Source organism: Aeromicrobium sp. CTD01-1L150, from assembly GCF_041951745.1.
In the GTDB taxonomy this organism is placed as follows: Bacteria; Actinomycetota; Actinomycetes; order Propionibacteriales; family Nocardioidaceae; genus Aeromicrobium.
Map to the genome: position 1 here is coordinate 3,502,969 of NZ_CP169555.1, position 22,055 is coordinate 3,525,023.

Sequence of the window (22,055 nt, forward strand, 5' to 3'; positions counted from 1 at the left end):
CCCCTGGGCTCAGGCGGTGGCACTGCCCCGGAGCAGGGCGCGCATCGTCTCAGCGAAGACGTCGACGTCGAGCTGGTGGTCCAGCGAGCGCATCGCACCCAACCCGATACCGAGGCTCAGCAGCGCGATGGCGGCCTTGCGGGCCTCGATGTCCAGCGTGACGCCGGCATCGGCGGTCACCTTCTCGATGAGCCGGGCCGCGGCGTCCACCAGCAGCCGGTGACGCTTGACCAGCTCGGTGGCCACCCACGGGCTGGTGCGGGCGACCGCCGCGAACTCCACCTCCAGCGCCGTCCAGCGCGGGTGCCCGAGCTTCTCGCGGGCCCACTGTGCGAACGCGTCGATCCGGCCGTCGATGTCGGCATCGACGGTGAACGCCGCGACGACGCCCTCGATCTGCTCCTCGTGGATGGTGTCGAGCACCGCCATGCAGAGCTCCTCCTTGCCCGCGAAGTTGGAGTAGACAGCGCCCTTGGAGAAGCCCGCCGCCACGGCCACCTTGTCCAGCGACGTCGCGCTGTATCCGACGTCGAGGAACAGCTCCCGCGCCACCTCGATGAGACGATCGCGGGTCTGCGCCTGTCGTTCCGCTCGGGTGAGTCGTTCCTGGTCGATCGTCACCGTCGCCCTCCCTCTGTCATCCACCACACCTTGGCACACCTGTCAGATACCGATAGTATCTGAAACGTGATCTCCACAGACATCCTCATCGTCGGCAGTGGCTTCTCAGGCATGGGAATGGCCATGAAGCTCCGCGAGTCCGGCCGCACGGACTTTATCGTCATCGAGAAGGCCGATGACGTCGGCGGAACCTGGCGGGACAACACCTACCCGGGGGCAGAGTGCGACATCCAGAGCCACATGTACTCCTTCTCCTACGAGCTCAACCCGGACTGGAGCCGTGAGTACTCCGCACAGCCCGAGATCTGGGAGTACATGCGCAAGGTCGCGGCCAAGCACGGTCTGTACGACGTCATCCACTTCAACACCGAGATGACCGGCGCCACCTGGGACGAGCAGCGGCTGCGCTGGACGGTCACCACCTCCAAGGAGACCTACGACGCCCGCGTGCTCGTCTCCGGCATCGGCGGCCTGCACATCCCCAACGTCCCCGAGCTCCCCGGCGCCGAGACCTTCGCCGGCCCTCGCTTCCACTCCGCGCAGTGGGACCACGACGTCGACCTCACCGGCAAGAAGGTGGCCGTCGTGGGCACGGGCGCCAGCGCCATCCAGTTCATCCCCGAGATCGTCGGCGACGTCGCCCAGCTCGACGTCTACCAGCGCACCGCGCCGTGGGTCGTGCCCAAGTTCAACCACGACATCACCGGTCGCAAGGCCGGCTTCCTGCGCAAGGTCCCAGGCGGCTCGCGGGCCTACCGCAACGCGCTGTACTGGTTCAACGAGGCCACGCAGCTCGGTTTCACCGGGCCCGCCCAGAACATCACCCGCCTGGTCGAGAAGAGGGTCTCCGACTACATCCGCCGCACCATCGACGATCCGGAGGTGGCCGAGAAGCTCATCCCGGACTACCGCCTGGGCTGCAAGCGCGTCCTGAAGACCGACAACTACATCCCGGTGTACAACCGCGACAACGTCGAGCTCGTCACCGACGGCATCGAGGAGATCACGCCGGAGGGCGTGCGTGCCAAGGACGGCACGTTCCGCGAGGCGGACGTGATCATCTACGGCACGGGCTTCCACGTGACCGACGCCTTCGAGTGGGTGCACGTCACGGGCCAGGGCGGTCGCGACCTGTCCAAGAACTTCGCCGAGCACGGCATCGAGACCTACCTCGGGATCTCGGTCGCCCACTTCCCGAACTTCTACTTCATGCTGGGTCCCAACACAGCCCTCGGCCACAACTCGGTGGTCTTCATGATCGAGCAGCAGACCAAGTGGATCATCCGCATGCTCGATGAGATGGACGAGCGTGGGGCGCAGGCGGTCGAGCCGACTCAGCAGGCGCAACGCGCGTTCAACGACGACCTGCAGTCCAAGGTCGAGAAGGGCGTGTGGAGCCAGGGCGGCTGCACCAGCTGGTACCTCGACAGCAAGGGCAAGAACCGCACCATCTGGCCAGGGTTCACCTTCCGGTACTGGTGGCGCACCCGCAAGGTCGAGACCGACGACTTCGCCTGGCAGAAGGCCGCCTGATGCAGGTTTCCCACGAGACCCTTCGAAACTGGCGTCGAGCACACGAAGCTTCGTGCGCTCGACGCAGGAGATGAGCGGTCTCGTGGGAAACCTGCAGGGTGGAGGAGCCATGGACGCCTACGACATGCCGGACGGCCCGGGAGCGGCGTCCTGGCGCACGACGATGGCGTTCATGCGGGAGCGCAGCTCGCTGATCCCCCGGCTGCACGACAAGTACGGCGACACCTTCACCATCCGGATCCACCCCGGCCCTCGTGAGTTCGTGATCTTCAGCGACCCGGCGGACGTCAAGGAGATCTTCGCCGCCGACCCGGCGCAGTTCCATGCCGGAAAGGGCAACGACATCCTCAGGCCGGTCATGGGCCGGCACTCGGTGCTGCTCACCGACGACCTGGAGCACCAGCGCGCCCGCAAGCTCCTGATGCCGGCCTTCATGGGCTCCTCCATGCGAGGCTACGTCCCACTGGTGGAGTCCATCGCCAAGGCAGAGGTCGACTCCTGGTCCGACGGGGACCGGATCGTGACGCTGGACCGGATGAACGCCATCACGCTGGACGTCATCCTGCAGGTGGTGTTCGGCGTCACCGACGAGGACCGGCTGGCCGTGCTGCGTCCCAAGGTCAACCGCATGGTCGACATCGATGCGTGGATCCTGCTGTCCTGGATGATGCCGAAGCTGCGACACGTGCCTCCGTGGCGGGGCTACTTCAAGAACCAGAAGGCCGTCGACGAGCTGCTGTTCGCCGAGATCGCCGAACGCCGGGCCGCTCATGACCTCACGGGGCGCGACGACGTGCTGTCGCGGCTGCTGCACGTGGGCGAGGCTGACGATGGCGAGGCGACGACCGGCGGGGGTGCCGGGCCCGGGGCGGCAGAGGGAACCGCACCGTTGAGCGACGTCGAGATGCGTGACCAGCTGGTGACGCTGCTCCTGGCCGGGCACGAGACCACGGCGTCGGCGCTCAGCTGGACGCTGCACGAGCTGGGCAAGGCGCCAGAGCTCCACGCGAGGGCGGTCGCTGCCGCCGAGTCCGGGGACGACGCGTTCCTCGAGGCGTGCCTGAAGGAGGGCATGCGGCTGCACCCGATCATCGACTTCGTGGCGCGGACGTTGCAGAGCGACCAGGTGGTCGGCGGGCGCCGGCTGCCGGCAGGGGTCACCGTGGCGCCGTCGATCATGCTGTCGCACTCGCGCGAGGAGAGCTTCGCCGACGCGCACGAGTTCCGGCCCGACCGCTTCGTCGACGGCAAGCCCGCCTCGAACACGTGGATCCCGTTCGGCGGCGGGGTGCGGCGCTGCATCGGTGCCGCGTTCTCCCTCATGGAGGGCACCGTCGTGCTGCGCGAGGTCCTGCAACGCTTCGACGTGCACGCCGAGCGGCCCACCGGTCCGCGCCTGCGCAACATCACCAACGTCCCCCACGACAAGGCTCCGCTGGTCCTGCATCGCCGCTGAGCGGGCATGGCAGCCACGATCGGCGCGGCATGGCGATGACGCGGCTCGCGCGATGGCTCGGCACGATGTTCGGTGATCGTGCGACCCCGCTGGAAAGCCTCATGCGTCCGCCGGGGTGAGCACGGCGGTGCCCAGCGTCCGGCACATGCTCAGCGCGATCCGGGTATCCAGCGTCCGATCATGCAGCGTACGGCCCAGCTCCTGCTGCGCCCGGTCGAGCCGGTACTTCACCGAGTTGCGATGCATGACCAGGCTCTTGGCCGTCTCGGTGATGTTCCCACCGGAGTCGAAGTAGGCCCGCAGGGTGGCCCTCTGGCGCTCCCCTGCCTCGCTCGGAGCCGCCAACGGACCCAAGACCTGAAGCACCCAGCGTCGCGTCGCCTCGATGTCAGCCGCGGCCAAGGCGATCATCGGGATCGCCTCGTCCGCGTGCGAGACGACGTGCGCGCCGACGGCACGCGAGACCTGCGGGATGATTGCGATCTGCTCAGCCTGCTGTGCCGTCGCCCGAAACCCCGAAGGTCCGCGGGCCGGTGACCCCAGGGCCACCCGGGCCCCGACCATGGTGTCGACCGTCGTCACCATCTGCTCAGCAGTGATCGGCGTCGGATCGTTCTTCCGGCCGAACCACACCCGCACCGAAGTTCGGTCGATGGCCGTGACCAGAGGGACCGTGCTGCTCCCGATTCGCTCGCCGAGGCGGTGTGCCAGCGACGTGAGGATCTCGATCTGATCGGCGGCCGCACCGGTGTCGCCGATCCACATCAGCCCACCCACATGCACCTGGGCCAGCTCGTAGCCGGTGGCCGTGCGGAACTCCGCCAGATCCACGTCGTGCTCGTTGAGGACCCGCTCGACCGATGCTGCCGCGGTGTGAGCGACGTTGGCCCTCGACGCGCGCAGCTCCTGCTCGTAGGCGCTCATGACGGTGCGGGTGATCGCGTCGACGTACTTGTAGGTCCAGCCCGCCAAGTAGTGGAACAGGCGCAGCTTCTCGGCGGAACCGCAGTCCAGGTCCTGCACGACGTCGAAGATGTGCGCCAGGAGGTGGTCCGAGCCGATGTGATAGGCCCGGCGGAGCGCCGCCGCCGACACGTTGTTCCGGGCCAGGGCCACCGCGTACGCGGTGGCGGCAGGCACGGGCGGAAGCTCGGTGACGTCGCGTTGCTCGATCAGCATGGTCACGATGACCTCGACGTTGTTGGCGACGCTCGCGTGCAGCGGGATGCGAACGACGTCCTGGTCCAGCTCGTCGATCGCGCTCTCGATGGCACGGTTCATCCCGTCGATGACCTCGTCGATGCTCTCGCGCAGTCGGCGCCCGACGAGCTGTGTCCGCGCGGAGACGTCCTGCGTGCCTCGCGCATACTCGGTGAACATGCTGCGCGGTCTGGCTGGGTCCATGCCTACCGATCCTGCTCGATCGCCACGACTGGTCGGTCCATCGACTCTACGTGTTCACGTACGCCAGCGCGGACCGGGCGGCGTTCCAACCGGCCATGCCGTGCGCGCCGGCACCCGGGGGCGTGGCCGCCGAACACAGGAACACCCCGGGCACTCCGGTGGCGTACGGATCGAGCGCGACCCGCGGGCGGAACACCAGCTGGCGCGGTGTGTTGGCTCCGGTGATGATGTCGCCGCCCACGTAGTTCTCGTTGTGCGCGGTGATCTCACGGGGCGAGCGCGACTCGACGGCCCGGATCCGCGCCGTGAACCCCGGGGCGAAATGCTCGATCCCATCGATGATGGTCTGCGTCGCGTCACCGGACCATCCCGCAGGCACGTGCGCGTACACGTCGACGGGGTGCACCCCGTCGGCGGCCCGCTGCGGGTCGGCCACTGACTGCTGCCCCACCAGGACGAAGGGGCGTCGAGGCATCCGCCCTCGCCAGATCTGACGTTCCGCTGCCGCGATCTGCTCCAGGTCGCCGCCCACGTGCACCGTCCCGGCCCTCCGCGCAGGTTCATAGGCCCACGGAATGCCCTCGTCGACGGCGAAGGCGACCTGAAAGGCTCCCGGCCCGTGGCGAAAGTGGCGATAGGCCCGCGTCACCCGTCCAGGCAGACGGGAGCCCATGATCTCGACGGCCGCCGCCGGCGCGGTGTCCAGCATCACGATGTCGGAACCGTCCAGCTCGTCGTAGGAGGACACCTGCACATCGGTCTCGATCCGCCCGCCGTGGTCGACCAGGGCACTCACCATGGCTGCCGAGATCTGCTCCGACCCGCCCACGGCCACAGGCCAACCGTAGGTGTGGGCAGCGGTGCCCAGAGCGAGACCGATCGCCGAGGACATCACCGAACCCAACGGCCGAAACGCATGGGCGGCCACCCCGGCGAACAGCGCCCGGGCCTCCTCGGTACGCCAGCGCCTGGCCAGCGTCGTGGCCGGCAGGGCCGCGTAGGCGCCGAAGCGGGCCAGCGCCAACGGATGGCGCGGGACGTGAAGCATCGGCTGCAGGAACTCCTCGGCGATGCGATCGAATCGTTCATCGAGTGCGCCGAAGAGCCGCCGGTAGCTCGGCCCGTCGCGACCCAGGTCGCCGGCCGTCTGATCGACCGAGGACCAGACGGCCGCCCCCGCACCACCGGTGAGCGGGTGGGCGTACTGCACCGGCGGGCGTGCCCAGTGCAGCCCGTGCGAGCCCAGGTCGAACGTCCGGCTGAACGCGGTGTCGACTGCGAGCGGGTGGAAGCCCGAGCACACGTCGTGCACCACCCCCGGCAGGGTCACCTCGCCGGACCGGGTGCCGCCGCCGACGGAGCTGGACGCCTCGAGCACCGTGACGTCGACCCCGCCGGCGGCCAGGGTGAGGGCAGCGGCCAGACCATTCGGGCCGCTGCCCACCACGATGGCGGTCGGCATCGATCTAGCCGACCGTTGTCTCTGCAGCGTGCTCCCGGTCGAACATGCCAGGCTCGTAACCGTCCTTCCGCCAGGTCACCGTGTGGTCTATCGGGCCGTCCGGGAGCCACGGCTGCTGCGCGACAGCATCGGCCACCGTGTAGTAGCCGCGCTCCACCACACCCAGTGCGGCGTCGATGACCTTGTACTCCAGCGTCTTCTTGTGCAGTGGCTGCGACTCGGTCCACACCGAGATCCACTCGCCGGGCGCGAAGTGGCATCGCTTCTGGATCGCGGCGATGGTGAACTCGTCGAAGAGGTGCCCGTCCCCGAACTGCCAGCCGACGAAGTGCGTGCACATCATCTCGCCCTCGCGGAACTGGTAGTTGTCGAGGTCATCGAGATGGTTCATCATGACCGACATCTGCCCGCGTCCCTGGGACTGCGTCAGGCGGAAGGCAGCGGTCTTCTGCAGGAAGATCTCCGCAACCTCCGGACCGAACAGCGTGTACAGCTGGTGGCGGTGGCTCGGGATCGACGTGACGAAGTTCGGGTTGTCGAGCTTCGCCTCGGCGCCGTTGACACGGAAGGCCATCATCGCCGAGGCCCAGTTGCCGGCGTACTGCCGCATGGAGATCAGGAACGACACCTTGTCCGGACGGAAGTTGCCGACGAGTGGCCCGGTCAGGACCAGCACCGCTGCTGCGACGACGATCCAGACGCTGGAGGCGTCGGTCAGCGCGTAACCGTCGCCGTTGAAGAACCCCAGGAACACGAAGGGGGTGTAGAAGAAGTAGAACAGGTTCCACTCCTGTGGCATCGCCAGCGCGAACATCGAGTAGATGAACACGTGGAAGAACATCAGACCGAAGGTGGCCAACAGGGTGATCGTCCAGTTGCTGGAGAACAGGATCACCAGTGGCAACGTGAACTCCACCAGCGTGCCGAGCACGTGGGCAAAGAAGACGGCCAGCTTCGAGGGCATCATGTCCTCGGGTGCATTGCGATACAGGCCCCGGCGGAACGCCCTCGACTTGTTCAACGGCGCATTGTTCAGCATCGTCTGCACGGTGGGTGTGAAGTGCACGCCGATCTTCGACAGGAAGGCACACCACCAGACCGCGAACATGGCGATCTTGGCGACGATGATCATGTCGACGGCCCCGCCTGAGGTGGCCGCCAGGGCGCCGAAGCCCAGCAGCACCACTGAGTACTGTTCCGGCCTCGACGCCAGGAACGTCACCTTGTCACGCAGGCCGAGGACCAGCTGCAGGGCGATGTACGTGATGAACGGCCACGCCGGCAGCAGACCGACGTCACTGTACGCGGCCGCGTTCTGCTCGCCGGACTGCAGGATGCCCAGCGCCAGGACTCCCAACATCGTCATGTACAGCGCGACATCGATGGCCTTGCGCTCATCACCCTTGGTGAGCGGGATCTTGTCGGGCCACGGTGGGAGCCGCAGCGTGCCGGTACGGATCCAGTACCGGTGCGCGGCGGTCATCGGCGTGAACTTGAAGGCCAGCGGCCCCCAGGACTCGTTGAAGCCGCTGGCCGACCACAGCACGACCCAGAGCATCGCCTTCTGGAGCACGATCAGCTCGCCCCACCAAGCGCCCAGGTCCCACAGGGGCAGGCCGGTGGTCGTGAGGCCGATGACCAGCCAGCCGCCGATGAAGAAGAAGGCTCCCTTCACCAGGTAGAAGGTGTGGAAGATCTTCGGTGCACCGAATCCGTAGTCGATCCAGTGCTGGGCCAGCAGCTTCATCCGGTCCATCGTGGGCATCGATCCGAACTTCGCCGGATCGACGGGAGGTAGGTCTCCCTGCATGAATCCCATCTCTACTCCTTGTGAACGTCCAACTCGGGTGACAAGAACAGGCGGCGTCGCCGGTATGGGTGCGAGGCGCTGCGCTACGCCGAGGACACGGTCCGACGCAGCGTCGGTTTGTCGATCTTGCCGACAGGGTTCTTCGGCATCTCGGCGAGGATCGTGACCTCTGCGGGGACCTTGACCCGGGTCACGTGGCTCGCACAGTGCTCCTTCACCTCCTCGGCCGTGAGGTTGGCCTCGGGGTAGGGCACGACGAACGCGACCGGAACCTCTCCGAGGACCGGATCCGGTTGACCCACCACCGCAACCTCGAGAACGTCGGGCAGGCTGCCGATGGCGTTCTCGATCTCCTTGGGGTAGAGGTTCTCTCCGCCGCGAATGATCATGTCCTTGATCCGGTCGACCAACGTCAGATATCCATCTGGGTCGAGCCGGCCGACGTCACCGGTGCGCAGCCAGCCGTCGACGATCGTCTGTGCGGTTGTCTCGGGCTGGCCGAGGTACCCGGCCATCACGGTGGCCCCACTGATCAGCACCTCACCGCTGTGCCCCGTGGAGACGTCGCGGAGCTCCGCGTCGACGATGCGCAGGCGCTGACCCGGTAGCGCGGGACCGACGGTCCCTGCCTTCCGGGGGCCGTGCAGCGGGTTCAACGCCGAGGCACAGGTGGCCTCGGTGAGCCCGTAGCCTTCCAGGATCGGCACACCGAGTGCCTTCTCGCACGCGGCCAGCAGCTCCTGGGTGGCCGGCGCGGCCCCACACACGGCGAACCGCAGCGAGGACAGGTCCGGGTCTCGTTCCTCGACCTTGGTCACCAGCAGGGCGTAGATGGTCGGAACTGCCGAGAAGAAGGTCGGCCGCAGCCGTTCGACCGCATCGAGGAAGGTCGACGCAGAGAACGACCCGAGGATCGACAGCTGCCCACCGACGCGCAGGGTGGCCAACAGGCTGACCATGATGGCGTTGACGTGGAAGAGCGGCAGCACCAGCAGGCAGTGATCGATGGAGTCGAGCTCGACGGCCTGCCCGATCGTCGCGGTCATCGCCTCAGTGTTGGCGTGGGTGATCATCACGCCCTTGGGCCGACCGGTGGAGCCACTGGTGTAGACCAGCAGGGCGAGGTCGGCGGGCGCGACCGGAGCCGGGTCCCCGACGGCGCCCACGGGCTCGGTGGCCAGATCGGCGACGGGGATGGTCGGGATGCCCGGACGCGGTTCCTCACCACCTGTGACGAGGAGCCCAGCGCCGGCATCGGTGATCTGGTGGTCGGCCTCGACCGCCGTGAAGGCCGGATTCACCGGCGTGACCGCGGCACCGAGGCGCCACGCCGCGAACATCGAGATCACGAGCTCCACCCGGTTGGGCAGCATGACCGCGACCACGTCCCCGGCCCCGATCCCCTCGGCGGCGAACTGGGTCGAGACCGCGGCCACCCGGAGATCCAGCTCCGCGAAGGTCAGCTCGGTGCGTTCGTCGCGCAGGGCAGGAGCATCCGCGAAGCGATCAGCCAAGACCCATGGGAAGTAGTTCAACTCCGTCACCTCTACCTTGCATCCTGTTGAGTGACTCAGGACACTATCGGCCAATTTTTCCTGAGTCCTCAGTCACGGAGGATGAACTTTGCGGTCGGGAGTAGTGCACTGTGCACAACGTGTGCCGGGTGGCGGGCATCCGCGTTGTTGCCGCTAAGCGGCCGCTTAGTCGCAGGTGTAGTCTCGGGCCATGCGTGCCGTGCAGATCACATCGCTCGACGGACCCGACGCCGTCGAGGTGCAAGAGGTCCCCGATCCCACTCCCGGCGACGGCCAGGTGCTGATCCGAGTCCACGCGGCCGGCGTCGCCTTCCCCGAGGTCCTGCAGACCCGCGGGCTCTACCAGCTGAAGCCGGAGCTTCCGTTCGTGCCCGGTGCCGAGGTGGCCGGTGAGGTCGTCTCGGCCCCCGATGGTTCCGGCCTTGCCGCCGGTGACCGCGTCACCGCGCTGCCGCTCATCGGCGGGTTCGCCGAGCTGGCCGTGGCCGACGTCGACTCCGTCTTCGCCCTGCCGGACTCGGTCTCCTACGAGGTCGGGTCCGCGCTGCCCTTCAACTACCTCACCGCCTATTTCGCGCTCATCGAGCGCGGACGGCTCGCCAAGGGCGAGTCCGTGCTGGTGCACGGTGCTGCCGGTGGTGTCGGCACGGCGGCCATCCAGGTCGCCAAGGCGTTCGGCGCCGGCCGCGTCGTGGCCGTGACGTCGACGCCCGAGAAGGGCGCCGTGGCCCTTGACGCCGGGGCGGACGAGTTCCTCCTCGCCGACGGGTTCCTGGACTCGGTCAAGGCCTCGGGCAAGGTCGACGTCGTCGTCGATCCGGTCGGTGGTGACCGGTTCACCGATTCTCTGAGGTCGCTGAACGAGGACGGCCGTCTGCTCGTCATCGGCTTCACCGCCGGACAGATCCCCGAGGTCAAGGTCAACCGGCTGCTGCTCAACAACATCAGCGTCGTGGGTGTCGGCTGGGGCGCCTATGCGCTGGGGCGTCCCGGTCACGTCCGGCGTGAGTGGGAGGCCGTCGCCGACCATGTCGCCTCCGGCGCACTCACGCCACCGATCGGCGCCACCTTCACGCTGGAGGAGACCGCCGAGGCGTTGAAGACCATCGACGAGCGCCGCGCGACGGGCAAGGTCCTGCTGCTCCCGTGAGCTGGTTCCACCTCCTCACCCCGGCGCAGACCACCGGGCTGCTGCTGGAGGGTCTGGACGTCATCGCCGGCGCCGTGCTGCCGGAGTCCGAGGCGACGTTCGCCGATGCCGACGTGGCGCGGGCGGCCTTCGGTCATCCGGATCCCGCCGACGGCCCAGCGGGGGCGCCGGGTCGTGGGCGGCACACACGCACGGTCGGTCGGTTCGTCGACTTCCTGCTGCTGCCCGAGGACCTCCCGGTGCTCGACGTCGCGGACGGGCAGCTGGCCCCCACCCGCGTGCCGTCGGGGGCGTCGTACTGGCGCCTGGAGGCCGACGGGACCCGGCACGTCATCAGCTACTACGACACGCCGGCGTTCGGGTGGCGCAACGTGCGCGGACCCGTCTGGCCGGCCAGCGAGATCGGGCTCCGGGCCCGCTGGGGCAACTTGGATGTCATCGCGGCGTTCGAGCACGCCACCGACCGGGTCACGACGCCACTGGCGGGCGACGCCGGGCCGCGGGCGGCAGAAGGTGCCGACGACGTGCACCTCGTCGTGCGCACCGGCGAGGACGAGGACCCTCCAGAGGGGTTCGAGTGGACCAAGACGCGGGTATCGCGACGCACCGTCCCGACCTCGGAGTGCGAGCTGTACGAGCGGATCTCGCTCGTGGTGCACGACGGCGTGCCAGGTCGCGTCCTCGACGTCACCGACGGCGTCGCGACCCTCATGCTGGAGCGTGCGGTCGACGGCTCGCGTGAGATGGGACCGAGCTGGCACGACCTGCGGGTCCGCGAGTCAGACCTCACCGACCTGGTGACTCGGGAGGTGCCCCGCGGGGACTGACTTCCTGCGGCCGCTGCAGGAACGACAGCTGAGCCCGCTTGTGGCCGAGGTCGATCACAGGACCGGGCTCGAAGCCGACGAGCTCGGCGCGGCGGCGTGACTTCTGGTTGCGGACGTCCGGCTCACCCACGACGCGACGCACGGCAGGGTCGGCGAACACGACGCCCAGCAGGTACGTGGTGAGTGAGGCCGTGAACCCCGGACGGCGCTCGCCCGCGGCGATGAACAGGTGCACGCCGAGGTCACCCTCCTGCACGGCGTAGCACTCGCCCACGGGGTCGTGCTCCGGCTGGTAGGTCTGGAAGATGGCCACCGGGGCATCGTCGTCGTGCACGAGGTACGCATGATGGGTCTCCAACGAGTCGAGGTAGGCGTAGATGTCGCGCACCTCGTCACACGACTTCTCGGTCATGCCCCAGAAGTACGCCCGCTCCTGACTCACCCAGGAGTGGATGAGGGCAGCATCGGCCGCCGGCTCGACGGGGCGCAGTGTGAACGTCATGAACGTCGAACCCTCCGAGCTGAACTCACAGGCCCCCTGATTCCCAGGAACTCATGGGAATCAGGGACACTCCCCCGGCTTTCACCTGCTCGCCACGGTTTGCAAGCCGTGGTGAGCAGTGGGAAACCGGGGTGGGTGGAGGGCCGTTGCGGTGAGGGCCGCTCATGGCTGCCCCACCGCGCTCGTGCCATCGGCCGCCCAGACACAGAGGTCATCAGGAACGGTCCACCTGCTCTCCGAGCGGTCGGCGAGGCTCCACACCAGACGAGCCACTGGGCCGCGCCACACCTCGTCGGTGATGCCGGGAAGGCTCGACGTGGACAGCACGCAGTTCTCGTCCCCGCCGAGCGCGACGGCCTCACCCACCTCGGGACGGAACACGTGGGTCCCACCCCAGGTCTGGGCATGTCCCCGTGCTGCGACGTCGTGGACGGAGCGCCCGAGCAGGGCCACGAGGTCCAGCCCGAACGGCGCACCGTCGGTCATCCAGCGATCCAGCGCCAGGGCGATCCGCGGCTCGACGGCCAGCCACGGATCGAACAGCGCCGGCAGCCCGGACTCCGCGCGCAGCGCAGACAGCGCAGGATCATCGGCCAGGAGGGCGACGAGCGCGGACCGCACGGCCGCAAAGGCGGCCGCCCCCACCGAGCCTGTGTCCATCCGCCGGTCCCAGCCGAGGAGGCGGACCCGCAGCGCCTCGGCAGCCTCGCTCGTCGTGGCCACCTCCCGCAGCCGGTCCTGCCAGTGGACGGCGGGCAGGAGCACCGTGTCCACGAGGATCTCGGCCGCGTCGGCGACCTCCAACCCACCGCGGTCGGCCAGAAGCTCCTCGAGCCGCCGGGCCCGGTGCGGCGGCGCGAAGTCGGCGCCCCCAGACCGGGATTCCCGACGGTGTTCCTCGCCGCGCCCCCGCCGCTGATTCGCCGAGACGACGAACCCGTCGCTCGGCACTGCCTGCGCCGCGGGCTCGACCCAGCCGATCCAGTCGCCGTCGACCCGTCGCGGCACCAGGCCGGCGACCCGGCGCAGCGCGGTGCCGCCGGTGTCGGCGATGACGACGTCGTTCACCGGATCCACCCATCGCTCGAGCGCCGCGGACACGTCGTCCGCCGTGCGGGCGCGCAGCAGCGGCAGCAGCGCGCCGAACCCGAGGTCGCGAGCCACCCACGGCGTCGTCCGCAGCACCAGCGCGCTGCCCCGGTCCGGTCCCCCGAGGACCACCGGCCCCAGCCGGGTCGCGATGACGTCGCCGTCGACGTCGCACGACTCCCAGCCGAGCCCCAGGTCCACCTCGACATCGCCGTCCCCCGATGGTCGCAGCCGCACGTCGAGCAGGTCCTGCGTGTCGGCCATGGCGTTGGTGACCGCCCACGCGACGCCACCGGTGTGCCCGAAGTGCTGCACACCGGGAACTCCAGCGATGGTCAGCCCCACCACGTCGAAGTCGTCGGTGCGCAGCCGCACCTGCTGGTAGATGCCCGGCACCGACAGGATGCGGTGCGGGTCGGCACCGATGAGCGGCAAGCCCGACGCGGTGCGCTCCCCGCCGACGACGAACGCGTTGCTGCCGGTCACGGCCGGCGCCTCGTGCGCGAGCGCCGGGACGGCCGCCGGCCCGAGGGTGCGGGCAACATGGCGCCGCCACAGCTGATGGCCCATCGAACCGAACAACGCATGGTGCATGGCGAAGATCGCCAGCGGGGTCCACGGCTGCCACGAACCACGGGCCCGGTCTCCGGGCCGCAGTCCGGCATCGACGCCCTCGGCGTACGCGGCGACGAACGCCGCCGACTCGCGGTCGAGCCGCTCGAAGGCCAGCCGTGCCGTCGTCGCGAGCATCGCACGACGAGCGAACTCGTCCCACGGGCCGCCACTGGCCGACTCGACGTGCCGGCGGTCGGACTCCAGCTGACGCCCTCGGGCGCTCGCGGTCTGACGGCCCTGGGCGAACCCCAGTGCCGTCACGCTCTCCCCGCGGACGTCGAGCACGGTCATCGGTGCGCTCCGCCCGTCACCGGGCGTCGTACCGCGCGAGCGGGTTGTCGAGGGTCCCGGCGAACAGCAGCGACTGCGCCTGGTCGGACAGGTCCACCATCTCCAGCGTGTTGCGCAGCTGCAGCCGGTTCAGGCAGGAGTGGTCGAACGCCTCGACGAACAGGTCGTACCGCTCGATCTTCGCGGTCAGCTCCGGATGATCGGCCTGCAGGTCACGCAGGCACGACGCCGCCAGCGACCAGAACGTCCCCGGGTCCAGGACCCCGTCCTCGGCGAGGTCCGCCGCGAGGAAGCGCAGGAACCCGTCGAGCACGTCGGTGAGGATGCTGAGCGCCTGCGTCCCCTCCGGCACGGCCGTCCGGATGCGCTCGATGCCCTCCGGGAGCGGTCCGTCGTCGAGGACCGCCACCTCCTCGCCGATGTCCTTCATCAGGATGCGCACCGGAGCGTGGTCCTCGAGCACCAGGATCACGTTCTCCCCGTGCGGCATGAAGGCGAGGTCGTGAGCCCACAGGCAGTACGCGACCGGCCGCAGGTAGGCGTCGAGGTAACGACGCACCCAGTGCGCCGGGTCGAGCCCCGACGCCCGGACGAGGGCGGCGGCGTGACCCTGTCCGTGCCGATCGCGGTGCAATAGGGCCGCCATCGTGGCGGCCCGCTCGGTCGGCGCAAGACGGCTGCCGGGGCTCTCACGCCACAGCGCCGAGAACATCTTCTGGTACGGCGAGCGACCGGGAGTCTGCTGGTAGACACCGCCGGTGTAGCCGAGGGCCGCCCGCTCACGCAGGACGTCGAACCCAGTGGAACGCAGCTCGACGTCGGAGGCGACGACGCCCTGCACCCAGTCGTTGATGGCGGGTGTGGCGTCCATGTAGTGCGGCGACAGCCCGCGCATGAAGCCCATGTTCTGGATGGACAGGGCCGTCTTGACGTACTGCCGGTCCGGGCGGGTGGTGTTGAAGAACGTCCGGATGGACTGCTGCGGGCGGTAGGCGTCGCGGCCGGCGCCGAGCGGCACGATGTCACGGCGGGCCACGTCGGCAGCGAAGGTCACGGCGAGCTTGTTGGTCCACTGCCACGGATGGGCAGGCATGAGCAGGTAGTCGTCCGGGTCGAGACCGAGGTGGCGCAGGCGACCCAGGAGGGCATCGCGCTCGTCGGCATCCAGCTCCGCAGCGTAGAGGGCGGACTCCTCCAGACCGTCGCCGCACGAGAGCGTGGCGCACGTGCGCCGCACCCCCAGCCAGACCAGGTGCACGTCCTGGCCGGCCTCCGGGGCGAAGGCGCGGTAGTCGTCGAGCCCGAAGCCGATACGTCCGTTGTTGGCGACGAACGCGGGGTGGCCCTGCGTCATCGCACCCTCGATGGTCTGCAGGTCGGCATCCAGGAGGTCGTCCGCGGACAGCACGTGGTGGGCGTCCTTCCATGCGGCCGCCGCGAGGGTCGCGCTGATCTCCTCCAGGTAGGTCCCCAGCAGCTGCTCAGGAATGCCGAGGTCGGTGTGCAGCTCCACGATGAGCTCCAGGGCGTCGGGCTCGATCACCAGGCCGTCGCGCTCACGGGTCACCGACCACGGGTCGACCACCCAGTGGTCGAGCTCGTGGCGGTGCGCGTGGAACCGGTACGTCGATCCGGTCCCCTTCGCCGCCCCCAGCCCGGCACCCCCGCCTGTACCGTTCGCCGCCCCCAGCCCGGCACCCCCGCCTGTGCACACCTCGTGGAACGCGGCACCGCCAGTGGTCATGACCGGTCGCGGCTCGAGGAGTCGCTCGTGGGAGAACTCGGCGAGCGCCTTGGCGACGAGCCGGCGATGGGCCCGTTGCATCGCCTCCGGGGTGAGGTGGTCGGCGAGGTCGAGAGGCTCGGGGCCGGCGCGTCCCGCCTCGGCCGGGCCGGCATCGGGCAGGTCGGTATCGGGCAGCGTGCTCCTCATGCGGTCTCCTGACGGCCACGCGGGCCCTGCGTCCCCCACGGGCCCTGCGTCCCCCACGGGCCCTGCGTCCCCAACGGACTGTCGGCGAATCGTTCACGCGTGCACAGGCTGAGCGCAGCGCGCTTGTCGGGCAGGTCGATGACGCGGTCGACGAGGAAGCCCGCGCGGGCGTTCATCTCGGCGATCGCGTGGTTGCGCTCGTCGGGCTCGACCACCACACGGTGCACCGCCGGGTCGGCGAAGCAGTGCGCCATGACTGCGGCGAAGACCCGACGGGTGAAGCCGGGCACCGGCTCGTCGGTGGGCGCGACGAGGACGTGCATGCCGAGGTCTCCCGGCTCCCGGTCGTACCGTCCGGCGAGCGGCGAGTGCTGCGGGTCGTACGTCTCCGCGAGGAACGCCGGCACCCGATCCACCCGACCGAGCCAGGCATCGTGGTGCGGATCGGCGGCAATCTTCTGGTACTCGGTGCGCACGTCCTTGCGGGTGGCACGCTGCATCATCCAGAACCTGCTCCTGGGATGGGTGACCCACGAGTGCAGCATCGCCAGGTGCAGCTCGACGTCGAGCGGCTCCAGGCTGACGCCGGGCACCGTAGGGATACGCGATGCTGTGGCGTGACTGCTCATGGGCACTCACCCGCCCCGACCGACGCCTGCTGCGGTGTCGCGGACCCGGCACCGGCCGTGAGTGGCCCGAAGGTCTGGAAGGCGATGCGCTCCTCCACGGGGTAGACCTCCCGACCGGCGATCTGGTTGATGATCACCGAGCTGCGGTAGGCACCCATCCCGAGGTCCGGTGCCACGAACCCGTGCGTGTGCTCCTCGGCGTTCTGCACATGGATGGTCTGCGCGTCGTCGATCGTGTACGTGGGCGAGACGGCGTAGCGGCCCCGGTCGTCGGTGTTGATGCGATCGCGCAACGGCTCCACGAACCCCGGCACGACGGCCCGGTAGCCCGTGGCGAGCACGAGCGACTCGGTGCTCGTCCGGAAGGGCACCCCGGTCTCGACATGACGCAGCTCGAGCGCGTAGTCGTTCTGGCGGCGCTCGACCGCGGCGAGCGCGGTGCCGGTGAGCAGGTCCGTGGTGACCGGTCCGGCGACGCTCTTGCGGTACAGGGTGTCGAAGATGTCGTCGACTACCTCGGAGCTGATGCCCTTGTAGAGCGGCTTGTGCTCTCCGATGAGCCGGTCGCGGGTCTCAGCGGGCAGTGACTGGAAGTACCGCGTGTACTCCGGGGACGTCATCTCCAAGGTCAGCTTCGTGTACTCCATCGGGAAGAAGCGTGGCGAACGCGTCACCCACGTCAGGCGGTAGCCGAGGGTGTCGACGTCCTCCAGCAGGTCGCGGTAGATCTCGGCCGCACTCTGCCCGCTGCCGACGATCGTGATGGACCCCGTGGCCTGCAGGGCCCGCTTGTGGTCGAGGTAGTCCGCGCTGTGCAACGCGGGCCCCCTGCGGGGCCCGGGTTCCTGGACGGCACCGTGCCCGGCCACCTCGTGCTCGAAGAGGTTCCGTGCTGCATCGGGAACGTGTGGCGACGTCCCGGTGCCGAGCACGAGGTGGCGGGCACGGTGGGTCTCGGTGCCGTCGGGGGTCAGTGCCTCCACGACGTAGTGGTCACGGCCGTCGTCGCCGGTCACGACGGCGACGCTCTCGACGTGGCGGCCGAGCATCACGGTGCCGAGCCGCTCGGCGGCCCATCGGCAGTAGGCGTCGTACTCGGCGCGCAGCGGGTAGAAGCTCTCCCGGATGTAGAACGGGTAGAGCCGCTGCGTCTGCTTGAGCCAGTTGAGGAAGGAGTAGGGCGACGTCGGGTCGGCCATCGTGACCAGGTCGGCCAGGAACGGCACCTGCAGCGTCGCGTCGGGCAGCATCATGCCGGGGTGCCAGGCGATCTCGTCACGGGCCTCCAGCACCAGGCCGTCCAGCCCGTCCACGGTGTCGGCGAGGCAGGCCAGGCCGAGGTTGAACGGTCCGGCACCGATGGCGATGAAGTCGTGGACGGTCCCACCGCGGGTGCGAGCGGCACCTCCGGACGGACTCTCACTCATCAGCCGACCTCCTGGAACGAATGGAGCTCATCGAGCAGGTCCCTCCCGGCGGCACGCACCTGCTCCAGCACGCTGCACACGTCCTCGAGCGTGGCGGCGGGGTTGAGCAGCGTGAGCTTGAGCCAGGCACGCCCCTCGACCCTGGTCCCCGCCACCACGGCCCGCCCGTCACGGAACAGCGCCGAGCGGATCCGGGGGTTGAGCTCGTCAGACAGGTCCTCCCCGACACCGTCGGGCCGGTACCGGAAGACGAGCGTGCTGAGCGTCGGGGCGACACGGATCTCGAAGTCAGGGTCGTCGCGCAGCACGGCGTGCCCCTCGCGGGCCAGGTCGATCGCGGCGTCGAAACCCTCGCCCACCGCGTCGGCGCCCATCGTGCGCAGTGTCACCCACAGCTTCAGCGCATCGAAGCGTCGCGTCGTCTGCAGGCTCTTGTCCACCTGGTTGGGCAGGCGTGCGGTGCGGGGGTTGAGGTAGTCCGCGTGGTAGGTGACATGGCGCAGCGTCGCGCCGTCGCGCACCAGCACCGCACTGGATGAGACCGGCTGGAAGAACGTCTTGTGGAAGTCCACCGTCACCGAGTCCGCACGCTCGATGCCCTGCAGCAGGTGTCGTCGACGGGTGGAGGCGAGCAGTCCGCCGCCGTAGGCGCCGTCGACGTGCAGCCATACGCCGTGCTGCTCGCAGACGTCGGCGATCTGCGGCAACGGATCGATGGCGCCGAAGTCGGTGGTGCCGGCCGTGGCGACCACGGCCATCGGCACGAGGCTCGCGGAGCGGCACCGCGCCAGCTCCAGGTCCAGCGCGGTGGGATCCATCCGGTGGTGGGCGTCCGTGCGCACCGGGACGACGGCGTCGGCGTCGAGGCCGAGGATCGTGGCGGACTTCTGCACGCTGAAGTGGCTGTCGGCGGAGGCGAAGATCCTGAACCGGCCCATCGTCTCGGCGAACGGCGCCCCGGCGTCGACGTGGCCGGACAGGAATGCCTCACCGCGAGCCAGCAGGAGGGCCTGCAGGTTGGACTGCGTGCCACCGCTGGTGAAGATGCCGTCCGCCCCACTGTCGCTGGCGCCACCGAAGCCGATGCGTCGCGTCGTCCAGTCGACGAGCCGGCGCTCGATGAGAGTTCCACCGGCGCTCTGGTCCCACGTGTCGAGCGAGGAGTTGACTGCCGAGACGAACACCTCCGCCAGCAGCGCCGGGACGACGACCGGGCAGTTCAGGTGGGCGGCGTAGGTCGGCTCGTGGAACCAGACGGCGTCGTCGAGATAGACGGGGCCGAGCTCGGTGAGCACGGCGTCCACGTCGCCGAGGGGGACGTCAAGGTCCACGGCGTCGACGGCCGGGGCCACCTCGTCCACCGTCCGTCCCGAGAACGGGCCGTCCAGGTCATGGACACGACGCCGCAGCGCCTCGACTCCGCGGTGCATCGTGGTGGCATAGTGCTCGATGGTCTCGGCACTGAACAGGTGTTCCTTCACGCCTTCCCTTCCCCGAGATGTGGACGGCAGGACCAGCCGAAGATCACCGGTCGATTAGGTCAGCCTCACCTAACCAAAGACTCTCGGTGTGCTCAAGGTGGGCGCGGTGTCGGCCATCTCACACGCCGTGATCAGCCTGTGGTTCCGGGCAGCCCCTCCCGCTGCTCCTCACGCGACCAGAGGTGCGACAGTGGGGACGTGAGCGACTTCGACGGCTTTCCCGAGGCGGCACTGGACTTCTACGACGACCTCGAGCTGGACAACACCAAGGCGTTCTGGCAGGCCCACCGCACCACGTACGACGAGGCCGTCGCCACCCCCATGCAGGCGCTCGTCGCCGCCCTGGCGGACGAGTTCGGACCGGCCAAGATCTTCCGCCCGTACCGCGACGTCCGCTTCTCCAAGGACAAGACGCCCTACAAGACACACCAGGGCGCGTTCGTCGCGGCCGGACCGGCTACAGGCTGGTACGTCCAGGTCGGCGCGCCGGGTGTGCGCGTGGGCGCGGGGTTCTACCGAGCCGAGCCCGGCGACCTGGCGGCGATCCGCGAGGCCATCGACGACGACCGCAAGGGCAGGCGCCTGCAACACCTCGTCAGCGACCTGCAGGAGCGAGGCTGGACCGTGGGCGGCGACCAGCTCAAGACCGCCCCTCGTGGCTACGACGCCAACCACCCGCGCATCGACCTGCTGCGACACCGCTCCCTGGCGCTGTCACGCGACCATGGGTTCGCGCCGTACGTCCACACCGCGGACCTGCTGGAGCACGTCCGTGAGGACTGGCGCGCCGCCCGGCCGTTGGTCCAGTGGGTGGTGCGGGCGATCGGGTGAGCCCCAGACTCCTTGTCCACAGGTTCGAACGTGTCTCTGGTGGGTGTCGGTGGGGTCGTCTAGCATTGGAACACAACAGCGATTCAAGGGATCCTTTGATCGAGGGGATGTGTTCTGATGGCGGCACCGGTGCTGGAGCCCACCACTGATGTGGTTGGTGTGCTCGCGCGGGTGCACGAGCTGTTGGGATCGGTGGCCACGTCTGAGTTTGCTGCGTTGAGTGGGGCGCAGCAGCGTGAAGCGGCGACCTCGCTGTCTCGTCTGGAGGCGAGGGTGACGGCCTACAAGCTGGCCGCCGTGGCGGCGGTCGAGTCCTCGGGTGAGGCACGCCGTCAGGGGGCGACGTCGACGGCGTCGATGTTGTCGAACGACTTCGGTGGCGATCGTCGTGGTGCGTGTGGCACGGTCCGGCGGGCCAAGAAGATCGAGCAGACACCCCAGTCCCATGAAGCCATGGCCCAAGGCCGGTTGAGTGCCAAGCAGGCACGGGTGATTGAGAAGGCCCTGGACCTCCTCCCCGAAGAGACGCCCAAAAATGCTCGGGAGGCGTGTGAGACACAGCTGGTCGACGATGCCCCGCACATGGATCTGCGTCAGTTCCAACGCCAAGCCGACCGTGTGGTCGGCTCCTTCATCCAACCCGAAGCCATCGATGCTGCGGAGAACACCATCGTCGAAGAACGCGAACGCCGTGCCTGGGGGCGGGCGGAGTTCTGGATGAGCCAGCCCGTCGACGGCACCGTCAAAGGTGGGTTCGCGATTCCTGAAGCCCAAGCCGCCCACCTGAGAGTTGTCCTGGATGGCTTGTGTGCTCCGCAGATCGAGATCACCGCACCAGGACAAGCCTCACGGGCGACTGGTGAAGTGCTGTTGGACGAACGGCCGTCTTATGGCCGTCGTCAGGGCTGGGCCTTCACCCATCTGTGCGAGCTCCTGCCAGTCGACCGGCTGCCGGAGACCAACATCGGTCCGATCATGACCATCAACATCGACCACCAAGCCCTGCTCGACCAGCTCAAGGTCGCGGTGTTGTCCACCGGAGAAACCCTGTCCGCGGGGCAAGCCAGGCGGATGGCCTGTGAGCACCGGATCCTGCCGGCGGTCTTCGGTGGCGATTCACTCCCGTTGGACCTCGGCAGGGACAAGCGGTTGTACTCGTTGCATCAGCGTCGGGCGTTGGAGATCGCTCAGAGGGGTTGCGTCTTCCCTGGATGCGACAGGCCACCGGGCTGGTGCGTCGTCCACCACGGTGGCGAGTCCTGGGCGGCCGGCGGCCGCACCGATTTGAAGGACGGGGTCCTGCTCTGTCCACATCATCACCGGATCCTCCACGCCGATGGGTGGGACGTGCACTTCACCACCGACGGCATCCCAGAGCTGGTTCCGCCCGCATCGCTGGACCCCAGACGCCGACCCCGCCGACACCGACGATTCTCATGACCGCGGGAGAGCTCTGCCC

General features: G+C 68.9%; 17 protein-coding genes. 6 read left to right on the plus strand and 11 right to left on the minus strand.

Annotation, left to right across the window (positions count from 1 at the left end):
• Positions 1–9 precede the first annotated feature (9 nt).
• Positions 10–621, minus strand: a complete 612-nt coding sequence (locus tag ACEVFP_RS17365; protein WP_375000703.1) for a TetR/AcrR family transcriptional regulator — start codon at positions 619–621, stop codon at positions 10–12.
• Between the two features lie 66 nt (positions 622–687).
• Here ACEVFP_RS17365 and ACEVFP_RS17370 point away from each other — a divergent pair, with 66 nt between their 5' ends.
• Positions 688–2,154 carry a flavin-containing monooxygenase gene (locus tag ACEVFP_RS17370; protein WP_375000704.1) on the plus strand — a complete coding sequence of 489 codons (1,467 nt, stop codon included), beginning with the start codon at positions 688–690 and terminating at the stop codon, positions 2,152–2,154.
• Between the two features lie 52 nt (positions 2,155–2,206).
• Positions 2,207–3,610 (plus strand): cytochrome P450, encoded by a 1,404-nt coding sequence (locus tag ACEVFP_RS17375; protein ID WP_375000705.1) that lies wholly within the window; start codon positions 2,207–2,209, stop codon positions 3,608–3,610.
• Positions 3,611–3,709: 99 nt separating this feature from the next.
• On the opposite strand, the gene ACEVFP_RS17380 is transcribed toward ACEVFP_RS17375, so the two are convergent.
• The 4 genes from ACEVFP_RS17380 to ACEVFP_RS17395 all read right to left on the minus strand — a co-directional run bounded on the left by ACEVFP_RS17380 (position 3,710) and on the right by ACEVFP_RS17395 (position 9,830).
• Positions 3,710–5,014 carry a PucR family transcriptional regulator gene (locus ACEVFP_RS17380; protein WP_375000706.1) on the minus strand — a complete coding sequence of 435 codons (1,305 nt, stop codon included), beginning with the start codon at positions 5,012–5,014 and terminating at the stop codon, positions 3,710–3,712.
• Positions 5,015–5,060: 46 nt separating this feature from the next.
• Positions 5,061–6,476 (minus strand): phytoene desaturase family protein, encoded by a 1,416-nt coding sequence (locus ACEVFP_RS17385; RefSeq protein ID WP_375000707.1) that lies wholly within the window; start codon positions 6,474–6,476, stop codon positions 5,061–5,063.
• Positions 6,477–6,480: 4 nt separating this feature from the next.
• A complete protein-coding gene (locus tag ACEVFP_RS17390) occupies positions 6,481–8,295 on the minus strand; it encodes a DUF3556 domain-containing protein (protein WP_375000708.1) in 1,815 nt (604 codons plus the stop codon).
• A 74-nt stretch (positions 8,296–8,369) separates the two neighbouring features.
• Positions 8,370–9,830: a class I adenylate-forming enzyme family protein gene (locus ACEVFP_RS17395; RefSeq protein WP_375000709.1), complete on the minus strand. Its 1,461-nt coding sequence runs from the start codon at positions 9,828–9,830 to the stop codon at positions 8,370–8,372.
• A gap of 181 nt (positions 9,831–10,011) precedes the next feature.
• On the opposite strand from ACEVFP_RS17395, the gene ACEVFP_RS17400 reads away from it, so the two are divergent.
• The gene (locus tag ACEVFP_RS17400) at positions 10,012–10,971 is read left to right on the plus strand and encodes an NADPH:quinone oxidoreductase family protein (RefSeq protein ID WP_375000710.1); all 960 of its coding nucleotides are present in this window, start codon (positions 10,012–10,014) and stop codon (positions 10,969–10,971) included.
• Positions 10,968–11,798, plus strand: coding sequence for a hypothetical protein (locus ACEVFP_RS17405; RefSeq protein WP_375000711.1), 831 nt, complete (start codon positions 10,968–10,970; stop codon positions 11,796–11,798). The genes ACEVFP_RS17400 and ACEVFP_RS17405 overlap by 4 nt, the downstream gene beginning before the upstream one ends.
• Here ACEVFP_RS17405 and ACEVFP_RS17410 read toward each other — a convergent pair.
• The 6 genes from ACEVFP_RS17410 to ACEVFP_RS17435 form a co-directional block, all read right to left on the minus strand.
• Positions 11,758–12,300, minus strand: a complete 543-nt coding sequence (locus ACEVFP_RS17410) for a GNAT family N-acetyltransferase (protein ID WP_375000712.1) — start codon at positions 12,298–12,300, stop codon at positions 11,758–11,760. The genes ACEVFP_RS17405 and ACEVFP_RS17410 overlap by 41 nt on opposite strands.
• 162 nt (positions 12,301–12,462) lie before the next feature.
• Positions 12,463–14,295, minus strand: a complete 1,833-nt coding sequence (locus ACEVFP_RS17415; protein ID WP_375000713.1) for a penicillin acylase family protein — start codon at positions 14,293–14,295, stop codon at positions 12,463–12,465.
• 16 nt (positions 14,296–14,311) lie between these two features.
• Positions 14,312–16,228, minus strand: coding sequence for an IucA/IucC family protein (locus tag ACEVFP_RS17420; RefSeq protein ID WP_375000714.1), 1,917 nt, complete (start codon positions 16,226–16,228; stop codon positions 14,312–14,314).
• On the minus strand, positions 16,225–16,857 hold the full coding sequence (locus tag ACEVFP_RS17425) for a GNAT family N-acetyltransferase (RefSeq protein WP_375000715.1): 633 nt from the start codon (positions 16,855–16,857) through the stop codon (positions 16,225–16,227). The genes ACEVFP_RS17420 and ACEVFP_RS17425 overlap by 4 nt, the downstream gene beginning before the upstream one ends.
• Complete coding sequence (locus tag ACEVFP_RS17430) at positions 16,854–18,284, minus strand: lysine N(6)-hydroxylase/L-ornithine N(5)-oxygenase family protein (RefSeq protein ID WP_375000716.1); 1,431 nt, start codon at positions 18,282–18,284, stop codon at positions 16,854–16,856. Before ACEVFP_RS17430 ends, ACEVFP_RS17425 begins: the two co-directional genes overlap by 4 nt.
• Complete coding sequence (locus ACEVFP_RS17435) at positions 18,284–19,765, minus strand: pyridoxal phosphate-dependent decarboxylase family protein (RefSeq protein WP_375000717.1); 1,482 nt, start codon at positions 19,763–19,765, stop codon at positions 18,284–18,286. The genes ACEVFP_RS17430 and ACEVFP_RS17435 overlap by 1 nt, the downstream gene beginning before the upstream one ends.
• Positions 19,766–19,963: 198 nt before the next feature.
• Between ACEVFP_RS17435 and ACEVFP_RS17440 the strand changes: the two genes are divergently transcribed.
• On the plus strand, positions 19,964–20,596 hold the full coding sequence (locus tag ACEVFP_RS17440; protein WP_375000718.1) for a DUF2461 domain-containing protein: 633 nt from the start codon (positions 19,964–19,966) through the stop codon (positions 20,594–20,596).
• 117 nt (positions 20,597–20,713) lie between these two features.
• Complete coding sequence (locus ACEVFP_RS17445; RefSeq protein WP_375000719.1) at positions 20,714–22,036, plus strand: DUF222 domain-containing protein; 1,323 nt, start codon at positions 20,714–20,716, stop codon at positions 22,034–22,036.
• Positions 22,037–22,055 lie beyond the last annotated feature (19 nt).

Coding starts and splice junctions, on each gene's coding strand:
- ACEVFP_RS17380 (WP_375000706.1), bottom strand. CDS start 5,014: ATGGACCCAGCCAGACCGCGCAGCATGTTCACCGAGTATGCGCGAGGC.
- ACEVFP_RS17385 (WP_375000707.1), bottom strand. CDS start 6,476: ATGCCGACCGCCATCGTGGTGGGCAGCGGCCCGAATGGTCTGGCCGCT.
- ACEVFP_RS17390 (WP_375000708.1), bottom strand. CDS start 8,295: ATGGGATTCATGCAGGGAGACCTACCTCCCGTCGATCCGGCGAAGTTC.
- ACEVFP_RS17400 (WP_375000710.1), top strand. CDS start 10,012: ATGCGTGCCGTGCAGATCACATCGCTCGACGGACCCGACGCCGTCGAG.
- ACEVFP_RS17410 (WP_375000712.1), bottom strand. CDS start 12,300: ATGACGTTCACACTGCGCCCCGTCGAGCCGGCGGCCGATGCTGCCCTC.
- ACEVFP_RS17415 (WP_375000713.1), bottom strand. CDS start 14,295: ATGACCGTGCTCGACGTCCGCGGGGAGAGCGTGACGGCACTGGGGTTC.
- ACEVFP_RS17420 (WP_375000714.1), bottom strand. CDS start 16,228: ATGAGGAGCACGCTGCCCGATACCGACCTGCCCGATGCCGGCCCGGCC.
- ACEVFP_RS17425 (WP_375000715.1), bottom strand. CDS start 16,857: ATGAGCAGTCACGCCACAGCATCGCGTATCCCTACGGTGCCCGGCGTC.
- ACEVFP_RS17430 (WP_375000716.1), bottom strand. CDS start 18,284: ATGAGTGAGAGTCCGTCCGGAGGTGCCGCTCGCACCCGCGGTGGGACC.
- ACEVFP_RS17445 (WP_375000719.1), top strand. CDS start 20,714: ATGGCGGCACCGGTGCTGGAGCCCACCACTGATGTGGTTGGTGTGCTC.